This window comes from Fulvivirga lutea (assembly GCF_017068455.1).
Taxonomy (GTDB): Bacteria; Bacteroidota; Bacteroidia; order Cytophagales; family Cyclobacteriaceae; genus Fulvivirga; species Fulvivirga lutea.
In genome coordinates this window covers 3793949-3818485 of record NZ_CP070608.1, presented here as the reverse complement: position 1 = coordinate 3818485, position 24537 = coordinate 3793949, and the positions used below count along the sequence as shown (strand labels likewise).

18 protein-coding genes are annotated in these 24537 nt (G+C 38.8%); 3 read left to right on the top strand and 15 right to left on the bottom strand.

What is annotated here, in order from left to right; genetic code table 11:
• Positions 1–3123 carry a WD40/YVTN/BNR-like repeat-containing protein gene (locus JR347_RS17005; RefSeq protein WP_205721777.1) on the bottom strand — a complete coding sequence of 1041 codons (3123 nt, stop codon included), beginning with the start codon at positions 3121–3123 and terminating at the stop codon, positions 1–3.
• 114 nt (positions 3124–3237) lie between these two features.
• On the opposite strand from JR347_RS17005, the gene JR347_RS17000 reads away from it, so the two are divergent.
• A complete protein-coding gene (locus JR347_RS17000; protein ID WP_205721776.1) occupies positions 3238–5415 on the top strand; it encodes an ATP-binding protein in 2178 nt (725 codons plus the stop codon).
• Between the two features lie 51 nt (positions 5416–5466).
• Here the strand turns inward: JR347_RS17000 and JR347_RS16995 are convergent, their stop codons facing one another.
• From JR347_RS16995 to JR347_RS16985, 3 genes are all read right to left on the bottom strand, one after another.
• Positions 5467–6606 carry a cystathionine gamma-synthase gene (locus tag JR347_RS16995; RefSeq protein ID WP_205721775.1) on the bottom strand — a complete coding sequence of 380 codons (1140 nt, stop codon included), beginning with the start codon at positions 6604–6606 and terminating at the stop codon, positions 5467–5469.
• A gap of 79 nt (positions 6607–6685) precedes the next feature.
• The gene (locus JR347_RS16990; protein ID WP_205721774.1) at positions 6686–7036 is read right to left on the bottom strand and encodes a hypothetical protein; all 351 of its coding nucleotides are present in this window, start codon (positions 7034–7036) and stop codon (positions 6686–6688) included.
• Positions 7029–7661 carry a ParA family protein gene (locus JR347_RS16985; protein ID WP_205721773.1) on the bottom strand — a complete coding sequence of 211 codons (633 nt, stop codon included), beginning with the start codon at positions 7659–7661 and terminating at the stop codon, positions 7029–7031. The genes JR347_RS16990 and JR347_RS16985 overlap by 8 nt, the downstream gene beginning before the upstream one ends.
• A gap of 82 nt (positions 7662–7743) precedes the next feature.
• Between JR347_RS16985 and JR347_RS16980 the strand changes: the two genes are divergently transcribed.
• Complete coding sequence (locus JR347_RS16980) at positions 7744–8094, top strand: arsenate reductase family protein (RefSeq protein ID WP_205721772.1); 351 nt, start codon at positions 7744–7746, stop codon at positions 8092–8094.
• Here JR347_RS16980 and JR347_RS16975 read toward each other — a convergent pair whose 3' ends face one another.
• The 11 genes from JR347_RS16975 to JR347_RS16925 form a co-directional block, all read right to left on the bottom strand.
• Positions 8095–9762 carry a tetratricopeptide repeat protein gene (locus tag JR347_RS16975; protein WP_205721771.1) on the bottom strand — a complete coding sequence of 556 codons (1668 nt, stop codon included), beginning with the start codon at positions 9760–9762 and terminating at the stop codon, positions 8095–8097.
• A gap of 100 nt (positions 9763–9862) precedes the next feature.
• Positions 9863–11185 (bottom strand): hypothetical protein, encoded by a 1323-nt coding sequence (locus JR347_RS16970; RefSeq protein ID WP_205721770.1) that lies wholly within the window; start codon positions 11183–11185, stop codon positions 9863–9865.
• Position 11186: 1 nt separating this feature from the next.
• Positions 11187–12095 carry an AAA family ATPase gene (locus JR347_RS16965; RefSeq protein ID WP_235689706.1) on the bottom strand — a complete coding sequence of 303 codons (909 nt, stop codon included), beginning with the start codon at positions 12093–12095 and terminating at the stop codon, positions 11187–11189.
• 79 nt (positions 12096–12174) lie between these two features.
• Complete coding sequence (locus JR347_RS16960; protein ID WP_235689705.1) at positions 12175–12927, bottom strand: cupin domain-containing protein; 753 nt, start codon at positions 12925–12927, stop codon at positions 12175–12177.
• Between the two features lie 7 nt (positions 12928–12934).
• Complete coding sequence (locus tag JR347_RS16955) at positions 12935–13921, bottom strand: bestrophin family protein (protein ID WP_205721769.1); 987 nt, start codon at positions 13919–13921, stop codon at positions 12935–12937.
• A gap of 110 nt (positions 13922–14031) precedes the next feature.
• The gene (locus JR347_RS16950; RefSeq protein WP_205721768.1) at positions 14032–14418 is read right to left on the bottom strand and encodes a hypothetical protein; all 387 of its coding nucleotides are present in this window, start codon (positions 14416–14418) and stop codon (positions 14032–14034) included.
• A 64-nt stretch (positions 14419–14482) separates the two neighbouring features.
• Positions 14483–14872, bottom strand: coding sequence for a hypothetical protein (locus JR347_RS16945; RefSeq protein WP_205721767.1), 390 nt, complete (start codon positions 14870–14872; stop codon positions 14483–14485).
• Between the two features lie 11 nt (positions 14873–14883).
• The gene (locus tag JR347_RS16940) at positions 14884–15501 is read right to left on the bottom strand and encodes a hypothetical protein (RefSeq protein ID WP_205721766.1); all 618 of its coding nucleotides are present in this window, start codon (positions 15499–15501) and stop codon (positions 14884–14886) included.
• 347 nt (positions 15502–15848) lie between these two features.
• Positions 15849–17174: a dihydrolipoamide acetyltransferase family protein gene (locus JR347_RS16935; RefSeq protein ID WP_205721765.1), complete on the bottom strand. Its 1326-nt coding sequence runs from the start codon at positions 17172–17174 to the stop codon at positions 15849–15851.
• 48 nt (positions 17175–17222) lie between these two features.
• Positions 17223–18488, bottom strand: coding sequence for a competence/damage-inducible protein A (locus JR347_RS16930; protein ID WP_205721764.1), 1266 nt, complete (start codon positions 18486–18488; stop codon positions 17223–17225).
• 90 nt (positions 18489–18578) lie between these two features.
• Positions 18579–22721 (bottom strand): S8 family serine peptidase, encoded by a 4143-nt coding sequence (locus JR347_RS16925; RefSeq protein WP_205721763.1) that lies wholly within the window; start codon positions 22719–22721, stop codon positions 18579–18581.
• 146 nt (positions 22722–22867) lie between these two features.
• Between JR347_RS16925 and paaN the strand changes: the two genes are divergently transcribed.
• The gene (gene paaN, locus JR347_RS16920) at positions 22868–24535 is read left to right on the top strand and encodes a phenylacetic acid degradation protein PaaN (RefSeq protein WP_205721762.1); all 1668 of its coding nucleotides are present in this window, start codon (positions 22868–22870) and stop codon (positions 24533–24535) included.
• The last annotated feature ends 2 nt before the right edge of the window (positions 24536–24537 follow it).

Here is a 24537-nt window from a genome sequence, read left to right as displayed (position 1 = left end):
TTACTCTTTAATCACAACGGCATTTAAGTCTTTAGTTTTAACTAATTCATTAAATGCTGGGACATCTTTTTCGAAAATAGCCTCTAATCTACTTAATTCCTTGTCGATTAGAGTGGTAACTTCTTTCTTAAATTCTATTGCCTGATCGGTTGGTTTAAAATCACCCATGCCCATGAGCGAATTTAAATGCCCAAGCTTGTTATTTAACTTAATAGGGAAGTTAAGAGGGTCTTGATTACTTCTGTTTTTAGTTTGATATAATTCTACCTCTACAGCATTTAAGTTAGACTTTAATTTCTCAGCCATTTCATGAAGATCGGGATATTTCTCTTTATCGTATTTAGCGGCAACATCCGTAATTTGAGTTTTAGCCTTTCTAATCTTTTCAATAGCCTTATTGGTTTCTGAAAGCTTGGCAATTACCTCTTGTTGAAAGTCGAATTGAGCTTGTAAATCGGCAATTGATGAGCTTATTCTTGGATCTTTTAAAACCTTAAATTCTACTTTTTGAGTAAAGTCCTTGTGAACTAACTCTGCCATATAATTTCCAGGTACAGCAGTTGGGCCTTGCAAAGATGCCCACCAAAGTATCATGCCTTCAAAACCGTCAGCACCGTTATATTTTAAATCCCAACTATTGATGTTCATTCCGGGCTTAATATCTAATGTACTTTCCTTGCTGTCTGCTTTGGGTTTGGAACTGAAAGTTCTAACCAACTTTTGTTGGCTATCATAAATATTCATTCTTACAGTATCTAAACCAGCAGTATCTTTCACGTAAAAGTGGATTAATGCACCGCCAGGATGGTTATCGCCTTCATACTTTTTATCAGCATTATTACCACCCTCCATGCGATAACTATCTAGAGGCTTGAACAAATGTAATTTTTTGGTTTTGATAGTTTCGTTAAGCTGGTGTAAAGGTGTTAAATCATCGATTAACCAAAAACTTCTACCTTGTGTTGCGGCTATCAAATTATCATTTTTAATTGCCAGATCGGTAATAGGAACTATTGGCAAATTCAGCTGAAATGAAGACCAGGATGTTCCATTGTCGTAAGAGATATACATTCCGTTTTCAGTACCGGCATACAATAATCCTTTTCTTTTTGGATCGGCACGCAGTACACGTGTAAAGTGTTCACTCGGAATACCCGAAGTTATTTTTCTCCAGGTTTTACCATAATCTGTTGTATGGTATAAGTATGGTTGATAGTCACCTAATTTATATCGTGTTCCAGCAATGTAGACACCACCTTCATTAAATGGGTCGATTTCCACACTGTTGATCATTGTCCATTCAGGCATATTAGTTGGTGTGACGTTGCTCCAATTTTTTCCACCATCTTTCGTAACATGCACGAGTCCGTCATCAGAGCCAGTCCAGATAAGTCCTTCTAGTTTAGGAGATTCTGCAGCGGCAAAAATGGTGCAGTAGTACTCCACGCTGGTATTATCCTGCGTTATTAAGCCACCTGATGAGCCTAATTTGGTAGAATCGTTTCTAGTTAAGTCTGGGCTGATTGTTTCCCATGACTGGCCACCGTTGGTTGTAACATGTAATTGATTGGATGCAGCATAGAGTTTGTCAGGGTTGTGTGGTGAGAAGAAAACAGGGAAATTCCATTGGAATCTATATTTAAAATCTTCAGCACCATGCCCCATAGGGTTGTCCGGCCAAACGTTTATACCTCTTATTTCTTCTGTTTTATGATTCACTCGTGATAAATAACCGCCATAACTTCCACCATATACAATGTCATTATCGTCTGGCTTAACAGCTATATGTGCACTCTCACCTCCAGCGGTAGGCTCCCAATCTCTCTCGTCAATAGCGCCATCTGTTGTACGATGACTAATTCGTATTGTGGAATTATCTTGTTGTGCGCCATAAATTCTATAGGGAAAATGGTTATCCGTTGTCACGCGATAAAACTGTGCCGTGGGTTGGTTTAAATAGGTAGTCCAGTTTTCTCCACCATCGTAACTAACTTGTCCACCACCATCATCACCAATAATCATTCTTTGGTTGTCTTCTGGTGCTATCCACAAATCATGATGATCTCCATGCGGGGCATAAAAAGACTCGAATGTCTTTCCGCCATCTTTTGATCGGTGGTATGCCACATTCATCACATACACCATATCTTCGTCTTGCGTATCGGCATAAATCCTTGAGTAGTACCATGCTCTTTGTCTTAAACTTCGGTCGTCATTAGTTTTTGTCCAGGTTTTTCCTGCATCGTCAGACCGAAATACACCACCTTCAGCATTTTCTATGATAGCCCAAAGTCTATCTGAATTTACAGGTGAAACGGTTATGCCCGATATGCCCCAAACGCCTTTGGGTAATCCTTTATTAGTACTGATGTTTTCCCAGTTATCACCACCGTCAGTGCTTTTCCATATGGCAGAACCAGGGCCACCACTCTCCAAGCTGTATGGGGTTCTTCTTATATTCCATGTGGAGGCATATAAAATTCTTGGGTTATTTGGGTCCATTATCAGGTCTACTGCACCGGCATTGCTATTAGCAAAAAGTATTCTCTCCCAGTTTTTACCACCATCCTTACTTCTATAAACTCCTCTTTCATTTGTTGATTTGTACAAGTCGCCCAAAACGGCTGCGTAAACCAGATCAGGGTTTTTAGGATGTATTGAAATTCTTGGAATATGCCTAGAGTTAGGGAGGCCAATCGACTCCCAGGTCTTTCCGGCATCAACTGATTTATACATTCCTGATCCTGAAGAGACATTTCCTCGAACTGTAACTTCTCCGCCACCTACATAAATCACATTATTGTCCCATTCGCTCACAGCTACTGCACCAATCGATCCACCGAAAAAACCATCACTAATATTTTTCCAGGAGTTGCCGCCATCTGTGGTTTGCCATACACCTCCACCCGTAACTCCCATATAAAATAAAGTGGGTTTGCCTTTAACTCCGGTTACCGCTGCCGATCTTCCACCTCTGTAAGGTCCAATATGCCGCCATTTCATACCGTCTATTAGTTCGGATGGATAGGTAAGGGTCTCATTATTCGACTTTTTTCTTTGTGAAATACTTTGGTTCGTGAATGCAATAATTAGAGCAAGTAGAAGAGTGAATTTTTTGATCATGTTACAAATAGTTATTGGTTCAACTAAAGTTATCAAAATTAATTCGGAAGAAATTCATAATGTAAAAGTCAGCCCAGATTAATCAATGTATTTCAGTAAGGTATTGATAAGGAAATGACCAATAAGATTGCTATTTTTGAACTTGAAATGGCCTATTATAAAATGTTGCGTTTCGTAAAAAAGTACATATTCTGGTTATTTTTCCTATTTCCATTTCTTGGGGTATCACAAAATGTGGAGCGAATAGATAGCCTTAATGCTAAGCTAAGCAAACTTGCTATCAACGATTCAAACAGAATTGAATTGTACAATCAGTTGGGCTGGGAGTATAGAAAATCAGAACCTGACAGTACTATTCTTTATGCCGAGCGAGCCATAGCGTTAACCAAACGTTTAAATTCAGATAGAGGAATTGCCAAACCCCTGAATTACATAGGAATAGGGTATCACTACAAAGGAGATAATGTAAAGTCTTTTGAATATTATAACAAAGCACTAGAAGAGGCTGAAATTCATAATGATTCATCGCAGTATGCTCATGCGCTTAATAGCTTGGGAAGATTACACCTTAATCAGGGAGATTTCTTAAAATCTTATGATACCTATTTTAAAGCATTAAAAATATTTGAGGCAATAGATGACTGGGATGGAGTAAGTTATTGCTACAAGAGTTTAGCTGAATTGTATCAAACCCAAAACAACTATGAGAAGGCACTTGAAATGAGTGAAAAGTCTTTTCAGATTAGGATCGAAAGTGGAAATATAAGGGGACAGATATCAATACTTATTGAAATAGCAGGCATTTACGAGCAGATAGAAAATTTCGATAAAGCCTTTGATCATTACCTTCAGGCCAAGGTAAAAGCGGAATCAATCGATGATAAAATTAACATTGCAAATATCGACTTAGGAATATCTAAGTTGTATTACTCTGAAGCAAAGTATGATGAAGCTTTAATCTTTGGTTTGAAGGCGTTTAGGGCTGTTTCTAGTACTCGTAATATGGACTTGAGAGGCCAGATTGAGCTTCAATTGGGAAAAGTCTATTTTGAGCAACGAGAGTATGAAAGATCCAAAGATTTTTTAGAGAAGGTAATTGAAGATTCTGATAAAACCCAGGACTTATCGCTACAACGAGATGCATATTATTATCTATCCGAGATTGCAGCTAATCAGAATGATGTAACGGCCAGTTATAATGCATTTTTGAAATATACTGAGTTAAATCATGCATTGGATAATGCTGAAGTTGCACGGACCATTGAGAGACTGGAAGCTCGTTTTGAAATTGAAAAGAAAAATCAAGAAAATGAAGTGCTGAAAGCCCAGCAGGCTAGGGATGAGGCTATTATTGAGCGCCAGCAAATTCAAAATATAGCGCTGACAGTAATCATATTTGTTGTTTCCTCATTACTTGTTTTTATCTGGGTGATGAGCAGAAAGCGCAGGGCTGATAACCTTAAACTGAGAGAGAAGAACGAAGAAATAGCGGCTCAAAGAGAAGAGATTAGCAGACAGAATGATCAGATTAATACTCAGAATGAAAAACTTCAGAAGCGTAATGCTGATTTAGCTCAATTGAATCAAGAGAAAGATACCTTGATGAATATTGTAGCACATGATTTAAAATCGCCATTTAACCGTATCAAAGGTATTACTGAATTGCTGAAGCTTTCTGGCTTGAATGAAGAACAAAAGAATTACAATGAGCTTTTAAAAGACATCTCTCAAAGTGGTATTGATCTTATACGAGACTTGTTGGATGTAAACTCCTTTGAAGATGATTCCAGAAAAATGGACATTACCAAGGTAGATGCATGCGATATGCTGTTAACTAAAGCCAAGTATTTTTATGCTGACGCAAAATCTAAGAATATAGAGATTGTAACTGATATTAAGGATGCTCACGCCTATCTTCATACCGATGAAACCTATTTGTCGAGGATACTTGATAACTTAATATCTAATGCTATTAAGTTCTCCAATCGCGATTCGAAAGTAGTATTAGGAGCGGCAAGAAAAGAGAATAATGTATTGGTGTTTATTCAGGATTCTGGTCCCGGCTTTAATGAAGAGGATAAAAAGAATCTATACAAGAAATTCACTAAGTTAAGTGCACAGCCAACGGCAGGTGAAAGTTCCAATGGATTAGGTCTTGCCATTGTAAAAACATTAGTAGATAGATTGAATGGTGAGATTAAGCTTGAGACAGGGGGGGGCGGAGGAAGTAAATTTACGCTTACCTTCCCGGTTGGTGTAGAGGCAAAATCAAGTTCTAGAATCGAAGTTTAAAATATAAATGCAATAGCGCAAAGTGGGCAGATTTAATCCGTCCTTTTTTGTTTAGCCTAATGCCATTTTTAAATCACCAATAAGGTCTTCGACATCTTCTATACCTACGCTAAGTCTAATTAAGGAATCCACTAAACCTATCTTCTGTCGTTCATCAAAAGGAACACTTGCATGTGTCATACTTGCCGGGTGATTGGACATTGACTCAACACCCCCCAATGACTCTGCTAATGAGAAATAGTGAAAGTTTTCCATCACCTTGAAGGCCTCAGATTTATCATTACCCTTTAAAGTAAAAGAGATCATACCTCCGAAATCTTTCATTTGAGTTTTAGCAATGAGGTGATTAGGATGATCTTCAAAACCCGGCCAATACACCTTGTCCACTTTCGGGTGAGACCTTAAATACTCGGCAATTACTCTTCCATTTTCACAATGCCTTTGCATTCGTAGGTGTAGTGTTTTGATGCCTCGCAGCACCAGAAAACAATCCTGAGGACCTGGCACAGCACCGCTACTTTTTTGAATGAAAGCAAGGTCTTCAGCCAGTTGATCGTCATTTACAACCAAAGCACCCATTATTACATCAGAATGCCCACCTAAATATTTTGTTACTGAGTGCATAACAATATCTGCACCTAATTCAAGTGGTTGTTGTAAGTAGGGCGTGGCAAAAGTGTTATCTACAGCCAATCGAATGCTATGCTTCTTAGCAATACTAGCTGCACCAGCAATGTCAATGATGTTCATCATCGGATTGGTAGGTGTTTCCAGCCACAACAGTTTTGTTTTGTCTGTTATATAGCTTTCAATATTGGCAATGTCTTCCATATCCACAAAATGGAATTTGATGCCGAATTTGGCATATATTTTAGTGAAGAGGCGGTATGTTCCACCATATAAATCATTTGTTACGATTACCTCATCGCCCTGATTTAAAAGTTTAATTACTGCATCAATGGCTGCTAAACCGGAAGAATAGCAAAGACCATGTTTACCACCTTCTAGCGCTGCAATGCTCTTTTGTAAAGCACTGCGTGTAGGGTTTTGGGTTCTGGAGTATTCAAAGCCCTTATGATTGCCTGGTGACGCCTGCACGTATGTGGAGGTTTGGAAAATAGGAGTCATAATAGCTCCTGTTGATGGATCCGGCTCTACACCGGCATGAATAGCTTTGGTGCCAAATTTCATGTTGTAAATTTTAAAATGGATAATCTAACGGCAACTAATTTAGCAGAATATTGCGATGTGCCAAGATGTAATTAAAGTACTAAGACCAATATGCCTTGATGTTTTCCTTCCAGTTTTTCTGATCTTTTAAATAGAGTAAGGTATTTATCAGCATTTTACTCTTGGATGAATCTTTGTCTGATTCTTCAGCTACTGACAGTAGTAAATCCAAAAATTCTTCATCGCCTTTAGCTTTGAGCGCTTTCAAAAATGACTTCACGGAATTTTCGTTTAGAGGAAGTGCCGCTGATTCAGATTCTTCTTTAACTGGTGGAGGAGATTGAAAAGCAGCTGACTCATCTTTGGCCACTTTTTTAGGCTCTACGAAGCTCTTGGCTTCCTGCTTAAGAAAGGCATCTAAATCTTTTAATGGATTCTTACGCTTAGCCATTATTCAATTTTTTAACTATTTCTTTGGCTACTGATAAATACTCTTTTTCAGCCATGATTGTACTGAAATTTACGAACAAATTCTTTTGAGGAACAGTTACTTCTAAAATTTCTGCATTGAGATCGCTCAGTGCATCCATGATAGTTTTTGATCCGGTAAGGCTATGTATCCTATTAGGTAAAACCAAAATCTTTAAATCACTTTTCAACTCCTTCGCTGGCGATAAATCTTCTACTGTTTGATAAGTGACCAACAGATCATTTTGGGTAAGGCTGGTAGGCACAATTACAGCATCGCTTTGTAGGCAGAGCTTTTTAATACCTTCATCAGTAGTTTTACCAGCACTGTCAACTAAAATATAGTCGTAGCTTTTAGCCGATCTCATATTTTCGAGGTCAGAAGCTATTTGCTTATCCTCAGAACCCAAGATTTCGAAAAGTGAATCTTCTTTCGCACCGGATTTGTACACTTCCATTTTTCGAAGTGTATTCAATGTATAATTCGTATCGGTTTCTATTAATGCAACCTTGTGGCCAAGATTATGAAGCATGGTAGCCAGGTTTATGGCGTTGGTGGTTTTTCCTGTGCCACCCTTTCTACTAATGAAGGATATAACTTTTGTCATGAATAAATAGGTTGATTAAAAATAGATAATAGCCACGACTAAACCCAAATTCTTGTTTACTTTGATGTTAACCCAATTGTCTATGAAAAAAGTATACTATCTCTCCACCTGCGATACCTGCAAGAGAATAATCAAAGAACTGGGAATAGGTGATGAGTTCGAATATCAGGATATCAAAACAAAAAAGATTACTGAAGAGCAGCTTAATCAGATGAAAAATCTTTCAGCCAGCTATGAATCGCTGTTTAGCCGAGTAGCTAGAAAATACAAAGAACAAGGTTTGAAAGATAAAATCTTAATGGAAGATGACTATAAGTTTCTGATTCTGAATGAATATACCTTTTTGAAAAGGCCGGTTTTTATTATTGATAAAAAAATATTCATTGGAAACTCTAAAAAGAATGTGGAGGCAGTAAAAAAGGCGATTAGTTAATTAAGAACCTAGATTTTTCAATGGTGCGGTTTCATCCAAAATCACACTGATTGTGTGTATTACCGAATCTATTTCTTCCGTTTCTTTCACAATCTTTTCCAACAAAACCTGCTTTTCTTTTTCGTCTGTAGAGATGTTGAACAAATTTGTGAGTCCAAGCAGTCTGGCCACTGGAGCCCTTAGGTTATGAGCTGTGTGAAAAGCATATTCTTCTAACTTGTTACTGTAATCAACAACCTTTTTTGTTCGCTCCGTTACCATTTCCTCTAACTTCTCGTTATGCTGAGAAATGATCTTATTTTGATTTTCTATGGTTTCATTGGCCGAACGAAGTTCTTCAACAGTATCATTCAATTGATCATTTAGCTTTTTCAGCTTTTTATTTTTGTGACTTATTTCCGCTTTCTGTTTGTTAAGCTTTCTATTGCTTTTCAATTTAACATAAACGATATACGAAAGGCCAAGCAAAGTAATTGTTAAAAAACCCACTATATAGATGTAAATCTTTGATTGGAATTTTTGTTTGGTACGTTCCAGCTCCAGCTCATTTTCAGTTTGTAATAGCTCCAATGCACTGCGCTGCTGAATCAAATCTTCCCTATTAGATACGCTATACAAACTATCATTTAGTCGGCTCATTCTTTGAAAATGCCGGAGGGCAGAGAGCTCGTTATTATTAGCAGAATCTAACTGATAGCTTAATAATTCGTATCCGACATTTCCACGCACGTAGCTAATGGTGTCTAATAAACTCTTTAGCCTTATGAGATTATTTTTCATGGCCTCAAACTCTGAATTAATGAGGTTGAGGCGAATTAAATCCTCGAGCGTTGAGCATACTACTTTGTATTTCTTAAAAGTGGTAGCTTGCGAAATGGCCTTTTCATAATAAAATCTTGCCTTATCAGGAATGCCTAGTGAAAAGTGTGCATTACCTTTTTCATGTAAAATTTCATCTATGAGCTCACTTTTGTTTTCTTCTGCCATTAGTTGGGCACGTTCTAGCGTTAAAAGTGCTTTTTCATACTCTTGCAGGCCATTGTAAGAAATGGCCACATTTAGCATAGATGATATTATTTGAAAGATACTTCCTTCCTTCTCTCGTATATACAGTGCCAAATGATGGTACTCTAGCGCTTTTTCGTACCAGCCCTGGTATTCGTAAAGAATACCAATGTTTTTTAGCGCGAAAGCCTCGCCTTCTTTGTCTTTAATTTCTCGGCATATTTCTAACGATTTCAGATAATAATCCATGGCTTTTGAGTCGTAAGCCAAATCCCGGTAGATATTACCCAGGTTGTTGAAAATTATTCCCTGGCCAAACAGATTTCCTTCTTCTCTGTAGATATCAAGCGCAATGGTTAAATACTTTAGGGCAGCATTATCTTTGCCACCAATATTGGTGTAAATAGTGCCCAACCGATTGGCAACTTTTGCTTTAAGCTCATCATGATTCTGTATGGCTGGGTCTACGAGTAATTTTTCGCCCAGTTGAATGGCCTCATCGTTAAAACCTCTTTCGTAGTACGCATTCAACAACTCAAGCTGAATCGAAAACTCGTTATTTTTCGAAGTATTTTTTTGAAGTTCATTTTTAAGTGAGTCTATATCTCCATGGCAGATGAAGGCTACAAGAAGTAGTATGAAGACGCCCACAAGTTTTTTCATTTCAATAAGATACTAAAAAGGTAGAGTTAATGCCAGTGAAGTGCTTATTGAGTTTATGAATCACGTTGTGAAGTTGAGGTGAATGTAATGAGTTGGAGGGTCAATTGGAGCTTTTTTCATTCATTTTCCTCACCGCTCTTTCAATTCCGGCAGGTGATAGTGGAAACATAGGAACCAACTCTTTCATTACCTGAATGGTGTAGGTATAAGGCCAATACTTTAATGGTTCCGGGTTTAGCCAAACGCATTTTTTAAACTTGCTTACAATGGATTGTATCGACTGAATGCTGTGACTATCTAATTCATAAGGAGCCATGGCAGCATCGCCAATAAAGAACACTCTGTATCGCTTGCTATGGGCCAACAACTTGTCAATGGTGATAGACTTGGTTCTGCGTTCATCTACATACACTCGATTGTAAATGGTGTTATGGAAATAATACACTTCCAAATCATGAGCGAAGCGGGTTTTCATCTTTCGGAAGAGGTTTTGCACGCTGCGAACGTAAGGCGCCATGGAATAACCACCATTATCTATCAGGACAATCACCTTTAACTCTTCATTTTTTTCGCTTGATAATTCTGGAATGAAAAGTCCGCCACGCTTTAGTCCGGATTTGATAGTTAATGGCACATCTAACTTTTCAATGGCACTTTCCTCTATAACACCCTTTATTGATGCCAATGCAGCATCTACGTTATTATCATTTAAAAGAGCATCTCTGTCGATTGGGAAGTAGTTTTTATCGCCCATGACTTTACGGGCCATTTTACCACCACCTTGTCCGCCTACTCGAATGCCATTTTTAGCTGCTCCGCCATGTCCGTAAGGTGAAATTCCGCCTGTACCAATCCAATGGCTGCCACCTCCATGCCTTGTTTTTTGTTGCTCACGCACTTTTTCCATGCGCTCCAACAGTTCTTCTAGTGATAAATCGGAATAATCAGCCATTTTATCAAGTACACGTTCTGCCGGTTCGCCATCATTTTCCAGACCATCTTCATCAGCCAAATCAGGGTTGTCTTTATCCCAAATTTCTTTTCCGTTAATTACTTCCTTAATGTCGTAACTGGTCAAATGCACCTGGTCTAAAAATTCGGTTACCAGCTCTTCATCAGAAAGATCTTTGCCGGCTTCATCCAGAAACTGTGTTTTCCACTTAGCAAAAGTTTCTGATCTCAGAATGGCATCTTCCAGCGTTTGACCCGGCTCTATGGGCACGTATAAGAAGTATTCGTAATAAGCTTTGGTAAACGGGCCCATTTCTGAAGGCTCTTTCACTACAATGCCTTTCAATACATTATAAATATCCCCCAGCGTTTTTATCAACCCTTTCTGCATGGCCTTTCGAAGCAAAAGCAATGTGCGTACATCGGCTTTAAGCCCATGCGATCGAAATTTTTCTGGTAGGGAGCTTAACATATTAGTTTAATCTAGATCCACCGAACGTATCATCAGCACCAATCATTCTATTTACACGTTCCATATCGGTTTGAGTTTTTATCAAAGCACCAATTCCTTCTAATCCTTCAATTTTTTTAACTGCTTCTTTTGGTGCGATGTCACCCATATATTTAAGCCAATTCAGGATTTCACGAGTTGTTGGAGCCCTTTCCAACCCTAGCCTGCGTAAATGGTAAAACACATCCAATGCTACACGCACCACTTTTTCATCCAGTTTAGGATGATGCTTTTCGATGATTTTACCCATCACCTCTTTATCAGGAAAATCGATGTAATGATAAATACAACGACCTTTGAAGGCTGTTGGCAGCTCTTGTTCCCTGTTGGAAGTAATGACAATGGCAGGCATATCTGCTTCCGATATTTCAATCACCTCACCTGATTCCGGCATAATGAATTTTCTATGACTTAAGGCATACAATAGATCATTCGGAAACTCGCGGGGAGCCTTATCAATTTCATCAATTAACAGCACAGAATTTGGCTTGCTGTAAGCAATGGCAGCCGGTCCTTTCACCACATAATCGCCTAGTTTTTCAGGGTTTCTGTTGCCGGTAGTTAGCTTACTTTCTAATCCTTTCTCTTCGCGCTGTGCATTTAAAATTTCAATCTGAGAATCGCGGAGGTACTTCACATGATCGAAGCGCGCCACAAACTGCTCTATATTACTTTTGGAACCTACCGGATACACTTCCAGGTCCAGACCTCGATCTTTTGCATAATGAATCGGAAGTTCGGTTTTACCTGTTCCTGGTTCGCCCTCAATGAGTAGGGGCATGCCTAATGTTCTTGCCATATGAAAAGCCTGTGCCAATGCCGGATCACACAAATATTTATCGGAACCTGTCCAATGCGTTGTTTCTGCCATAGTAATAAAACTGTTAGCGTTAAATTAAGTTCAATAATTCAACAGAACCTGCAATAAAAGGTAAATTGATGGATAATAACTAATGATGCTGCTTACCATACTTGGTCAATGCAGTGTTTACATCCAGCATGGGCACTCGTAAAGTTCCATTGTGGAGGTCTTGTTTTTCGTAAATATCCAAGTTATGGATGTCGTAAGGTTTGTTATTTAAGTCGAGCATGATGACATCAAAGGTAAACGCAGTATCTGTGTTAGCCACAAACCAATGTACATTGTCTTTTTCATCCGAAATTGAAGAATTATCGCCAATCTGAGCTATTCTATCAATGGTTGGTTTGATAATGAGGTTTTGATCTTCCTGCCCAAGCTTTTCATAATGCCTTAAATGCATTTCACCTTGGAGAATCAGGTGAGCGGAAGCCATGTTACTATGTCCATGTGGAATGATGGCTCTATCTTTCTTCATTCCAAAAATCTTTTTGACAAACACCGTTTTCTCGGGCAGTCCGGAAAGCTTTGGAAAAAACACTTTGCGTGTATTCACACCCAAATCTGGATAATCAAAGCCTTGAGTGAGTTTTTCAAATTCAATGAATTTCAAAAGCTCTGTGAGCTCAATTTTGTTGTAAAGTTTTGCAATGAACGACTGCCACTCTGTAACAGTTATTGACCTTTTTTTGAGGTCAGAGCAGTATTCATTTAATTGTATTGCCCAATGTTGTGTGAGGGGTCTGATGGATTTACCAAAGGCATTGGCAACTACCAATGATTCCAACATTGCGAAACTTGCAACCGTTGTTAATAGCCCTTTGGTAAATTCTCGTCTATCCACTTCGTATTTACATCAAGAATCCATTTTCAGCTTTAATGGCTGGTGGAATGTCGGTATCATCAAACATTTCCCTTAGATCAATTTCAATGCCTCTGGCAATGGATGTGATTGGCACATCATTATAGGTTCCTTCAAAGGGGTTTTCGGAGTAATCACCAATTTTTTCCATGAGGAAGAAAACCCAGGTAATTAAGCCGCTTAAAAACGGACAAATCCACATAGCCCAAGGGTCATTTTGTCCTAAAACATCGAGCAGACCGAAGGGTACAAAAACGCAAAAAACTACGGAAATCCAGATGGCTACTGAGGCATATTGCCTCGGGAATGGGAAGTTTTTAATTCGTTCCGATTTCCCCTGATCTTCATAAAACGTGGTTATGAGCTGATGGAATTCCATGTGGCGGAAATCATCAAAGTAGTTTTTGTCTTTTAGCTCCTGAAGAATTTTGGATTGTATTTTTAGGATTTGGGTAGCGCCATTGGTTTTAGACTCCAATTCTTTTATCTCTTTTTCAGAGATGTACTTGGAGAGCTCTGCTTCTAATTTATCGGTGTAATCTTCACAAACTGTTGGTGCATATACGCCATTGAGGCGGTTTTCTGAATGTTCCCATTCTCTGCTTAGCCTAAGCTGGTGCCTTAGCAAAGTAAGCCAGGCAATATGACGATAGATTAAACTTTTATGTATTTCAGCTTCATTTTCGCCTTGTACAAAAGAAAGCACTGCCGCTCCAAAGGTTCTACTGTTGTTCACAATGCTGCCCCATATTTTGCGTGCTTCCCAGGTTCTGTCGTACGAACTGTTATTTTTAAAACCGAGATAAAAGGCTACTGCTATACCTATGATACCCAGCGGCCCCCATGGTAGGGCAATATGTAGCTCTGTGAAATAGGAGATGGAGCAGACTAATGAACCGTAAATGGCACCCCAAATAAATGGCCATTTAGACCAATTAAAGGTCATCCAGAAACCATATCTTCTTTTTACGTACATAGACTTTTGTTTTTAGTCCTTGTTAAAAATGAAATTACCATATTAATCTCACTTTACTACAAAGGCAAATTAGTGAATTTCATGTACAATTACTCTAGCAGGAAGTAAGTCTATGGGTTAGTTGTAATTAGTATTACTCCTTTTACTGTTCCTCTTAAACCATATAATGCTACCTTAGTGTTATCAGGTTTAAAAATTTCAATAGATTTAATATCATTAGAATCGTATTTTTTAAGTTCTTCCATGTCCTTTATATCACCATTAAGGACAACTAAAGGTGACGGGTTATCGGGAATGGAGCTGTATGTATGTGGTAATCCGCTTTCTTTTTCTGTTGGCCCATTGATGTAGGATTTAGGCTTGTTACTAGTTGAGTCGTATACGTAATCTAATTCTGTCAGCATTATACCTTTAATCTTATCATATAAATCAGTTTGTTTCTTGGCAATCATTACAGAAGGCATTAGGATCAATGCCATTACTAAGAGCTTTTTCATTATATAAACGGTTTTATTAATTTTTAATCTAATTGTCAGTTAGCAATGATGATTCAAAAAGATTTTATTCTGTTCTTCTAAATGTATTAATAATACCCGAAGCACCTTCATCATAGAAATTTTCTATTTGCAGCTCGTCATCAGACTTGTTGAAATAATAATCATTGAATGCAGAGTTACTTGATAGATACCAACGAAGGGATATTTTGTCGTTGGTTATTTTAAAGTCATACAAACCAGCGCCAGGTTTTGGTATGGATTGTCCATTTTGTATTTCAGTCCCTCGTTTGAGACTGATTACTTTTAATCCATCTAAAGATTCAAAACTAATAGTATCTGATTCATTGATAATTTCTATCCATCGGCTTTCAACAACAATTGTTTGTTGAACAGGATTTTCTTCAGAGCAACTAAAAGCTATAAATAATAAGAGTATAGGTACTATTAGTTTCATTTATCAAGTCATTAGTTGCTTTTTCTATTAATCCAATAAACTGAATCGGGAGTTTCGACAATAATAAAATCTTTATTCACCCTGAATCCAGAGATGAACAATTCCTCTTTACTTAATGAACGTATTGAGTCCATTGTTTTATTTTCAATTCTACCTAAGTAAGGACGATTCTGACTACCAAATTTTCGATTGGCACTATATTTTGTTAAACTAATTGTTCTTTTCATATCACTTGTACTGGTAAGTACTTTTGATAGCGTTAGTGTGGAATCGATTATTTCAATTACAGCATATATCCCACCAAAATTTAATCTAGACTCTACATTCTTGTCATCAAGTTGATGTTTTAAATATTTTTTTTCAATTAATTCCCAGCTTCCATATCCATAGTTGTACTGAAGATTACCATTATTTTCATATTGTAATATACCAAAGGGCTCATAACTATCAATCATTTCTCTATTCACAAATTCAATTTTCTTAACCTTCCACAATGTAGTGGTTAGCTTACTAAGCTTGACAGAATCTAATAAAAGTGCATCTGAATTGTTTAATTCAAATGAAACTGGTTGTGCACTTGAAATATTGATACTAAAGTAAAGCGCAAGTAGAATTATAAATTTTCTCATATGATATAAAATGCTATACACAACTACTTATAATTGAAGCTTTATTAAAAATACAACATCCTAGTCACTTAAGTAATAAAATTATTGGAATAGTGATAAAGCAGGATCCGGATAAAAGAAAAGAGTGAATGTCTGGCATTCACTCTTTTTGTATTGTCATTCCGGCCTGGAGCCGGAATCTTTGTCTTTCTGTCTAATTCGGGATTGCGGGTCGAGCCCGCAATGACATGCTAAAAATAAAGAGCATGACCGCAATGACACTTTTAAAATTAATAGCGAGCCCGCAATGACGTTCTAAAGAAGAGATTACTTTGCTCGTAAACTCGCTTGTAATGACGATAATAATATTACAAATCCCTGTTCAGTTCGAATTTCTCTAAGTAATCAGCTACTCTGCGAACAACCATACCACCTAGAGAGCCATCTACCACTCTGTGGTCGTAGCTGTGTGATAAGAACATTTTGTGTCTAATCGCAATGGCATCACCGGCAGGTGTTTCAATAACCGCTGGCTTTTTTACAATCGCGCCAAGCGCCAAAATACCTACTTGAGGCTGCATGATAATAGGCGTACCCATTACGTTGCCAAATGAACCTACGTTAGAAATAGTGAATGTTCCACCAGAAAGCTCATCAGGGCTTAATTTATTATCCCTCGCTCTTACAGCCAGATCGTTTACTTTGTTGGCTAAACCTGTTAAGTTGTACTGATCGGCATTTTTGATAACAGGCACAATTAAGTTACCAGAAGGTAGCGCCACGGCCATTCCAATATTTATGTCCTTCTTCTTAATAATTTTATCGCCATCCACCTGAATGTTGATCATTGGATAGTCCTTAATGGCCTTAACAACCGCCTCAATGAAGATAGGAGTGAAGGTTAAATTGCCGCCTTCACGCTTTTTGAATTCATTTTTATTTCTGTTTCTCCAGAATACAATGTTGGTTACATCTGCCTCAACGAATGACGTAACGTGCGGAGAAATACGCTTAGAATCTACCATACGCTCGGCAATCATCTTGCGCATTCTGTCCATTTCAATGATTTCGTCACCTGCGCTGATAGAAGCAGGAACTAATGGAGCAGACTTAGGTGCAGCAGCTGGCTGCGATGCTGGTGCCGGACTACTCGTTTGAGCAGGAGCGGCAGCAGGCTGAGAACCTCTTGTTTCTAAGTAATTTAAAATATCGTGTTTTGTTACTCTGCCTTCTTTTCCTGAACCCGGAACGGTTTCAAGCTCAGCTAGAGCAATACCTTCTTTTTTAGCTATGTTTTTAACCAATGGTGAGTAAAAACGGTCTGAATTCTGATAAGAAACAGAGCCATTGGAGCCGTTTGAGCTAGAAGCGGCAACAGGTTCAGCTTTTGTCTCTTTTGCAGGAGCTGCTTTCGGCTCTTCTTTTGGAGCCGCTGGTGCACCACCTTCGTCACCATCCGTAGCGATTATCGCTATAGGCTTGCCCACTTCAACCACTTCGCCATCTTTCGCCAAAATTTCTTTTAATACACCGGCATGCGTAGATGGTACTTCCGTGTCTACTTTATCAGTAGCTACTTCTAATACAGATTCATCTTGCTCGATCGTATCGCCTTCACTTTTTAACCAGGTAAGCACGGTGGCTTCCATTATACTTTCGCCCATTTTGGGCATTAATAGTTCTACTAGTGCCATGTATTATAAAATCTCTTTGATTCTGAATTTGACCGCAAATTTAGCATTTTAGTTTTTTATCTCAATCGATTTCGATAAAGTTATCCTGATAAGGTTCATTACTGCGATTGCAGTGGCTTTTATATTCACTTCGCGGTCTTTCCACAGTTGCAGCATACGTGCTTTAGTCTGTTCACCATCTGCATAGGCAATCCACACGGTGCCTACGGGTTTTTCAGGTGTGCCACCATCAGGGCCGGCTATTCCGCTTATCGCGATACCGATATCTGCATTAAAAAGTTTACGCACATTGTTAGACATTTCAATGACGGTTTCTTCACTTACAGCGCCATGAGCCTTCAATGTTTCTTCTTTCACGCCCAAAACATTGGCTTTTAATTCATTGTGATATGGAATGATAGTGCCCTGATAGTAAGATGAACTGCCTGGTATAGATGTAATTAAATGCGAGACATACCCACCAGTGCAGCTTTCAGCGAAAGCCACTTTCAGGTTGTGTTCTTTTAACATTTGACCAACTACGGACTGAATTTCATCTTTATCATACCCATAGATGTATTTACCAGCATAATTATGCAGTATTTCAATTTGTTCTTCCACATCAGCTTTAAGCTGATTCATATCTCCGCCAATAGCGGTTAAGCGCAGTTTTACTTGTCCCAGGCTAGGTAAGTAGGCCAGTTTAATATGCTCCGGAAGTGCCTTTTCCCATTCGCGTATCTCATCAGCCAACCAAGATTCACCAATTCCAATGGTCTTGATCACCTTATGGAAAATCATATCCGTTTTATAGAATTTCTGGAGTTTGGGAATTACTGTGTCCAACATCATTTTCTTCATTTCGTGCGGTACTCCCGGCATGGAAACGAATACTTTTCCGTTACGCTCCAACCACATGCCCGGTGCTGTACCTAAGGTGTTGCTCACTTTCTCTGCACAAATAGGCAATTCGGCCTGTTTTTCATTGATGGGCGTAATTTCTTTACCCTTACTTCTAAAAAACTCACGAACCTCTTCAAGGGCTTCCAAATTCATTTTAAGGCCACAGTCAAAATGTTCTGCCAGTAAGGGTTTGGTTAAATCATCGTTCGTTGGGCCAAGGCCACCAGTTATTAAAATAATATCTGCACGATTCTCTGCTTCTTCAAATGCCTGAAGCATGTCTGATCTATTATCTCCCACCGTGGTTTTTCTGATTACACGAATACCAACCTTATCCAATTCCTGACTCATCCATTGTGAGTTGGTATCATTTATTTGTCCGTAGAGAATTTCATCTCCTATAGTGAGTAGTTCAGCTTTAGCGTTTGCCATATGAGCTTAATAATTAAGTAGTTGTAACGAAGTGCCAAATATGCACATGTTTATTAACAACGAATGACCATTAAAAAGTTATTCTTACCCCTAATTTTTAATAATCTTACGATGATAGATTTTTGAATGTGTTTCGATCACCAATAGATAAATACCGGGTTTTAAATGCTTCAAATTAATGGTATTGGTCGATTGAATAGTGTCAGTAACTTGACGACCCTCCGAATTAAATAGTCGGATACTACTAATTCCTTCTCCCTGAATACTGAGAAAATCTGATGTAGGATTGGGATAAATGTTAAACTCTTCGGCTTCATTAGCTAAAGAAGTAATGCTTTCTACCTGATATAAAATAGATGTATTATTTATACACCCTAATTCATCGCGCACCCATAGCTCAACCGTATATTGGCCTATATCAGAAAAATTAAAACTGAAGTTAGGATCGGTACTGATGGTGTCTGATTCCAAAATCCAAACCCATTCAATCGCATCAATTGATTGATCGGTAAAATTGACCTCTGAAGCTTCAGCTAAATTTAGTGCCTCAGGGTTGGTAGTAAAACGAGCTTCAATGTCGCTGACATTAATGGCGACTGCTAGCGGTGCACTTTCAATAAGAGAGGCATTATTGGTGATGTATATGATGGTATCTTTTTCAATAGTGGCTAATAGAATTTCAGACCCTTTATGTTGCAATTGAGTAAGTGCTTCATCAGAATAAAAATGTAAAAAATGCCCTTCCGGATTTATAATGGCCGATGAATCTGCGCAAATGTCGATGTTCTTGAAAACAGGAATACTACTTACCTCAGGAGTAATGGTAACGCGCAGCGTATCGGTGCACGAAGTTGCACTTTCTGCTACCAACATTAACTCAAACGGTATAGTAGATTCATAAGGGTAGGTCAGTTCAGCTTGGGTTGAAAGCAGTTCGTTATTGATATACCAAATGTCCAGTACCTGATCAATGGAGGTTGATTTTAATGATAGTAGGTTGGTGCTTGAAATATCTAATGTGTCAGGATGGAAAGTAAAATCAGCTGTTACATCATCGATATGAATACGAACGTGCTTGGGGTTACTTTGATAAACTGAGTCGGTGCTTATTACATAGAGTGAAGTGTCTTTTTCATACTGATTAGTAAATGAAGTTCCTGAGGATATCAGGTTACTTAGCTGTTCATCAGAGTAAAACTCAAGATCAGTAGCATTCGTGGCGGTGAAAGTGACTTCTTCATTCTTACAAATACTCACATCAGCTATATTTGGCAAGTTGCTTCGGTTAGCTACTTCGATACTTTTTATCACTGTTTCCGAGCAGCCAATATCATTAGTTACATTCAGGCTGATGTTGTACATGCCTGTGGAAGTGAAATTCATCTGTGGGTTTTTTACATTGGAAGTAAAGCCATTATCAAACTGCCAGTGCCAGCTTGCGCCATCAACACTCAAATCTGTAAATCTTACTATTGAGTTGCCTGTTTCATCCAGCAAAAGAGGCGATGGGTTGGCACTAAAATCAGCTTCTACCAATTTAGGCTTTGCGATAACAGTGTACACATCGCTATCAAATGCATTGTCTTTGTTAATGGCATAGAATTTTGTGGGAGAAGTTATTGGACCCGTGGTGAATGACTCCCCAGATTCTAGTAAGTTGGCTAATTCTACATCTGAATAGAAATTGTAAAGAGTGCCATCCGAAGGGTTAATAATGGCAGGCTCGCCCACACAGGTTTCTGCAATGGCTACTATTGGAGGATTCGCCAAATGATCCGAATAAAAAGTTTTGGCCTTACTCACCAAATCGATCAACTCTGCAAGCGAGTGCCCTGCCACGAAGCAAAACGTTACTTTCTCTGCCTGATTTACTTCGAGTAAATCTATCTGAGCACCAATAAAATGAGAAACATCGTTACCGGTATTCACTTCACCGGCTTCTGTTTGAAGAATTCCTGCTGAGGTATGCGCATATTTTACACTATCATTCAAAGTGGCAGGAATATCAGCACTATTTCCATTGAAATTACGATTGTTTACAGCAGAATAAACAGAATCCTGATTGGAAATTAAGGCTATGCCCACATAGGTAGTTCCATTGTGGATATATCCCAATTTATGTGCACCAGACCAGGAAGCCCTGTTGAAGTCTTGATCACCAATATTCCAATCCGAAAATAGGTTAAGTGTAAAATCGTTGAATGATTGACTGCCTGTATTTACTATTCTATAATCCTGAATAATGAAATCATCCTGATCGTTCGAAAGTGAAGTTTGCTCAATGCGTATGGTATCTCCATTATTAAAAACCGATTTAGCTTCAATAGGAGCATACCCATTTTGGTTTCTTTTAATATGCTCAATTACTTCAAAATCTGAATCTTTAATGGCAGATGAGAAATTAGTAGGCGCATTATCAATCACTTCTGTTTGACTAAAAGATAGTATGAGACCAGTATTATCTGCAACTAGCTCACCTTCGAACTGAATGCCTATTCCATCATTTAAAAAGTCTGCATCATAACCCAAATCACCATCAGATGTAACCGTCATCGCTAAATTATTGCCCTGAATAATCGTATGTGGGGATGAGGTTACGATAGAGATATATTCAAAATCTTCATAAACACCATCGGTATAATCTAGCCTAAAAACAAGCTCCGTATCTGGTGGCGTATTGTTTGAAAGTTTTACCTGAAATGGTTCGTCAAAATTGTCGGTAGATTGCAATGTGCTTAGTGATGCAACATTAAAAGTGTTGGTTAGAAATGTTACATGTGGTGAATTGCTGCTGATCGTAATCTCACCTGATTGAAATGCATCCAAATAATTTTTGAATTGAAAATGGAGTTCCAATGTATCTCCACGATAGGCAAAATTGCCTAGCCCATTCGTATAATTTGAAGAATCGATACGAATAGAAGGCGTGACATCCGTAAGTGCTCTGAGCATGTTAAGTCGCCCTTTGCCGAGCATGCCTTCATAAGTTGAGTTAGTGCCAATGGTGTAGATATCATCAGCCGTTGCCCGGAGTCTTTCCATTACTTGCTGTGCAGATAAATCAGGAAAACGCGCTCTTACCAGCGCAGCTGCCCCTGCTACCATCGGAGCCGAAAAGGAAGTGCCACTTCTGCCACCTCCATAGGTGTTTCCATTGGTGGCTGTATATATTTCAATGCCTGGTGCCACCATATCTACTTTATGACTGAAGGTCGCGAAGAATGTTTTTTCATCGTTGATGTCTGAGGCACTTACGGAAATTACATTATCGAATGAAGCGGGATAAAAATCCAATTCTTCATTGGTGTTTCCTGCCGCTGCAATGATCACTACATCTTTTTCCAACACGGCATAATTAATTACATCCTGTCCGAATTGTGAGAAAGAACCCGCAGAACCCCACGATAGGTTAATCACCTTACAACCTAAATCGGCAGCCAGAGCAATAGCTTCATAACCAAATTTGAAATTGTTGGCTGGCGAAGTGAAAATTTTAATAGGCAGGAATTTTGATTTATAGCCAGTTCCAGCAATACCAATTCCATTATTCGTTCGGGCGGAAGATACAGCCCCAACCTCGGTTCCATGCACATCTACATCCGCCACGGGATTGTTATCGTTATCCGCAATATCCCAACCAGCGAAATTGTCAACCAACCCATCGCCATCATCATCAATACCATTGATAGGGTCATTGAAGTTATAGGCAATTTGATTGACCATATCAGTATGATTGGGCTCAACTCCGGAGTCCAAAATTCCAATGACAATGGTAGAATCTCCTTGTTCAATACTCCAGGCATCATAGGCCCTGATATTATTTAAATAGTATTGTGCGCCAGTAGTTGGATTGGCGCCCGGATCATTCGGTAATAATAGTGGCCTATGATTGAAATAAGGTTCTGCATATTCCACCTCATCATAGCTAAGTAATCTATTAATTTCTTCCAATACGGACTTTCCTTCTTCAACCTGAACTTTATAAATGGAAGATAGCGGGTGATTATTTTTTTGGGCTGTATGGAGTAAAGCGGCTTGTGGAGGTTTACTGAAAAGCTCTGTGTTCGCTAAGGATTTTGCCTTGTGCTCACCGGACTTCAGTTTTACAATAATGGTATTGGCATCATACTGACTATCATTAACGCCTTTGGGTAGCTCATATGTTCTTTTCTGACCTATCAGAACAGGCGCAGAAAGTATCAATAAAAAGAATATGGATATAAGCCTTTTCAACACTAAAATTAGATTCAGTTTTAAATATATCGAATCGCCAAATGGTAAACCCCAAGACAATAACATTTCGCTGGTGCAATCGGTTGAGATTTTAATGTAAGATGGCTTATCTTCGCTATCCTAATCATTGATAAAACACAATTCTTATGAGTTTATATTCGAAGCATAAAGATATTTTAGATAAAGCCGTAAAAGCGCTACACGAAAGAACTTTTTTCGCAGCTTATCCGGAGCATCCATCACCATCAGTATATGGTGAAACAGCTGACGCGGATGGCAGAAAGAAATTTCAAGCTAGCGTAGGCAAGAAGTTTGAAGAACTAAAACAAGAAAATCCAAAATCATGGATAGGTGTAGAGGAGTCGCCATACATGCAAACTCCTTTGAATATTCAGTATCCTGCTTTTGGTGTGGAGACCTTAGTTGAGAGAGGCTTAACCGCTTTCAACTCCTGGAGAAAAGTGGATGTAAATGACCGAGCAGGAATTTTGGTAGAATCCCTTGAGAGAGTGAAAGAGCGATTTTTTGAGGTAGCTTATGCCACTATGCATACTACCGGCCAGGGGTACATGATGGCCTTTCAGGCATCGGGTCCGCATGCAGCTGATAGAGCGTTAGAAGCCATCGCGGCAGGCTACGAAGAACTTAATAGGTTTCCTAAAAATGTGGTTTGGGATAAACCGATGGGTAAATTCAATATTACTTTAGATAAGCAATGGCGCGCTGTGCCGAAAGGTCTTGGCCTTGTTATTGGGTGTTCCACTTTCCCTACATGGAATAGTGTGCCGGGCGTCTATGCAAGTTTGGTAACAGGTAATCCTGTAATAGTAAAGCCTCACCCGGGCGCGATTTTACCAATGGCGATTTTCGTAGCAGAAATACAGAATGTTTTAGCTGAGAATAATATGGATCCAAATATCTGTCAGCTGGCTGTAGATACATATGATAAAACCATCACTAAGGAATTGGCAGAGCACGAAGCAGTGAAAGTGATTGACTTTACTGGTAACTCGCATTTCGGTAGTTATTTGGAAGGCCTTTCAGGCAAGGCGGTATTTACAGAGAAAACGGGTGTAAACTCTGTGATCTTAGATTCAGCTGAAAATATCGATAAAGTGGCGGCCAACCTGGCATTCTCAGTAACACTCTACAGCGGCCAGATGTGTACTGCACCTCAGAATTTCTACATTCCGGAAGGTGGTATTAATACTCCCGATGGCAACGTTTCTTTTGATGAGTTCGCAGCGAAACTAGTTGAGAATATTAATGGATTAGTAGGTAATCCAAAAGCAGGTCCGTTTGTGTTAGGTGCGGTTCAGAATAAAAATACATGCGAAAGAGTGGAAACTATTGGTCAGTTGGGAGGTAAGGTACTGTTGGAGTCTCGTTCAATTGAAAATCCAATGTTTAAAGATGCAAGAATTGCAACTCCGGCTGTTTTAACCATGGATGCTGCCGATAAGCAAAAATTCAGCTCTGAACTGTTTGGCCCAATTGTCATTTTAGTGAAGACTAAAGACACGAAAGAATCAGTTGCTTTGGCTAAAGATATGGCCATTAAGCATGGGGCCATTTCTTGCGGTGCGTATAGTACTGATGCCGATACGAAAGAAATGATCGCTGATCAAATGTCATTAGCGGCTACTCCGGTTAGTTTCAACTTAGTTGGGGGTATTTATATGAATCAGAATGCCGGCTTTAGTGATTTTCATGTGACTGGCGGTAACCCGGCAGGTAATGCGTCATTTACTAACCCTGAGTATGTGATTAAGCGATTTACGTGGGTAGGGCATAGAGAACCTGTTAAAGCTTAAGA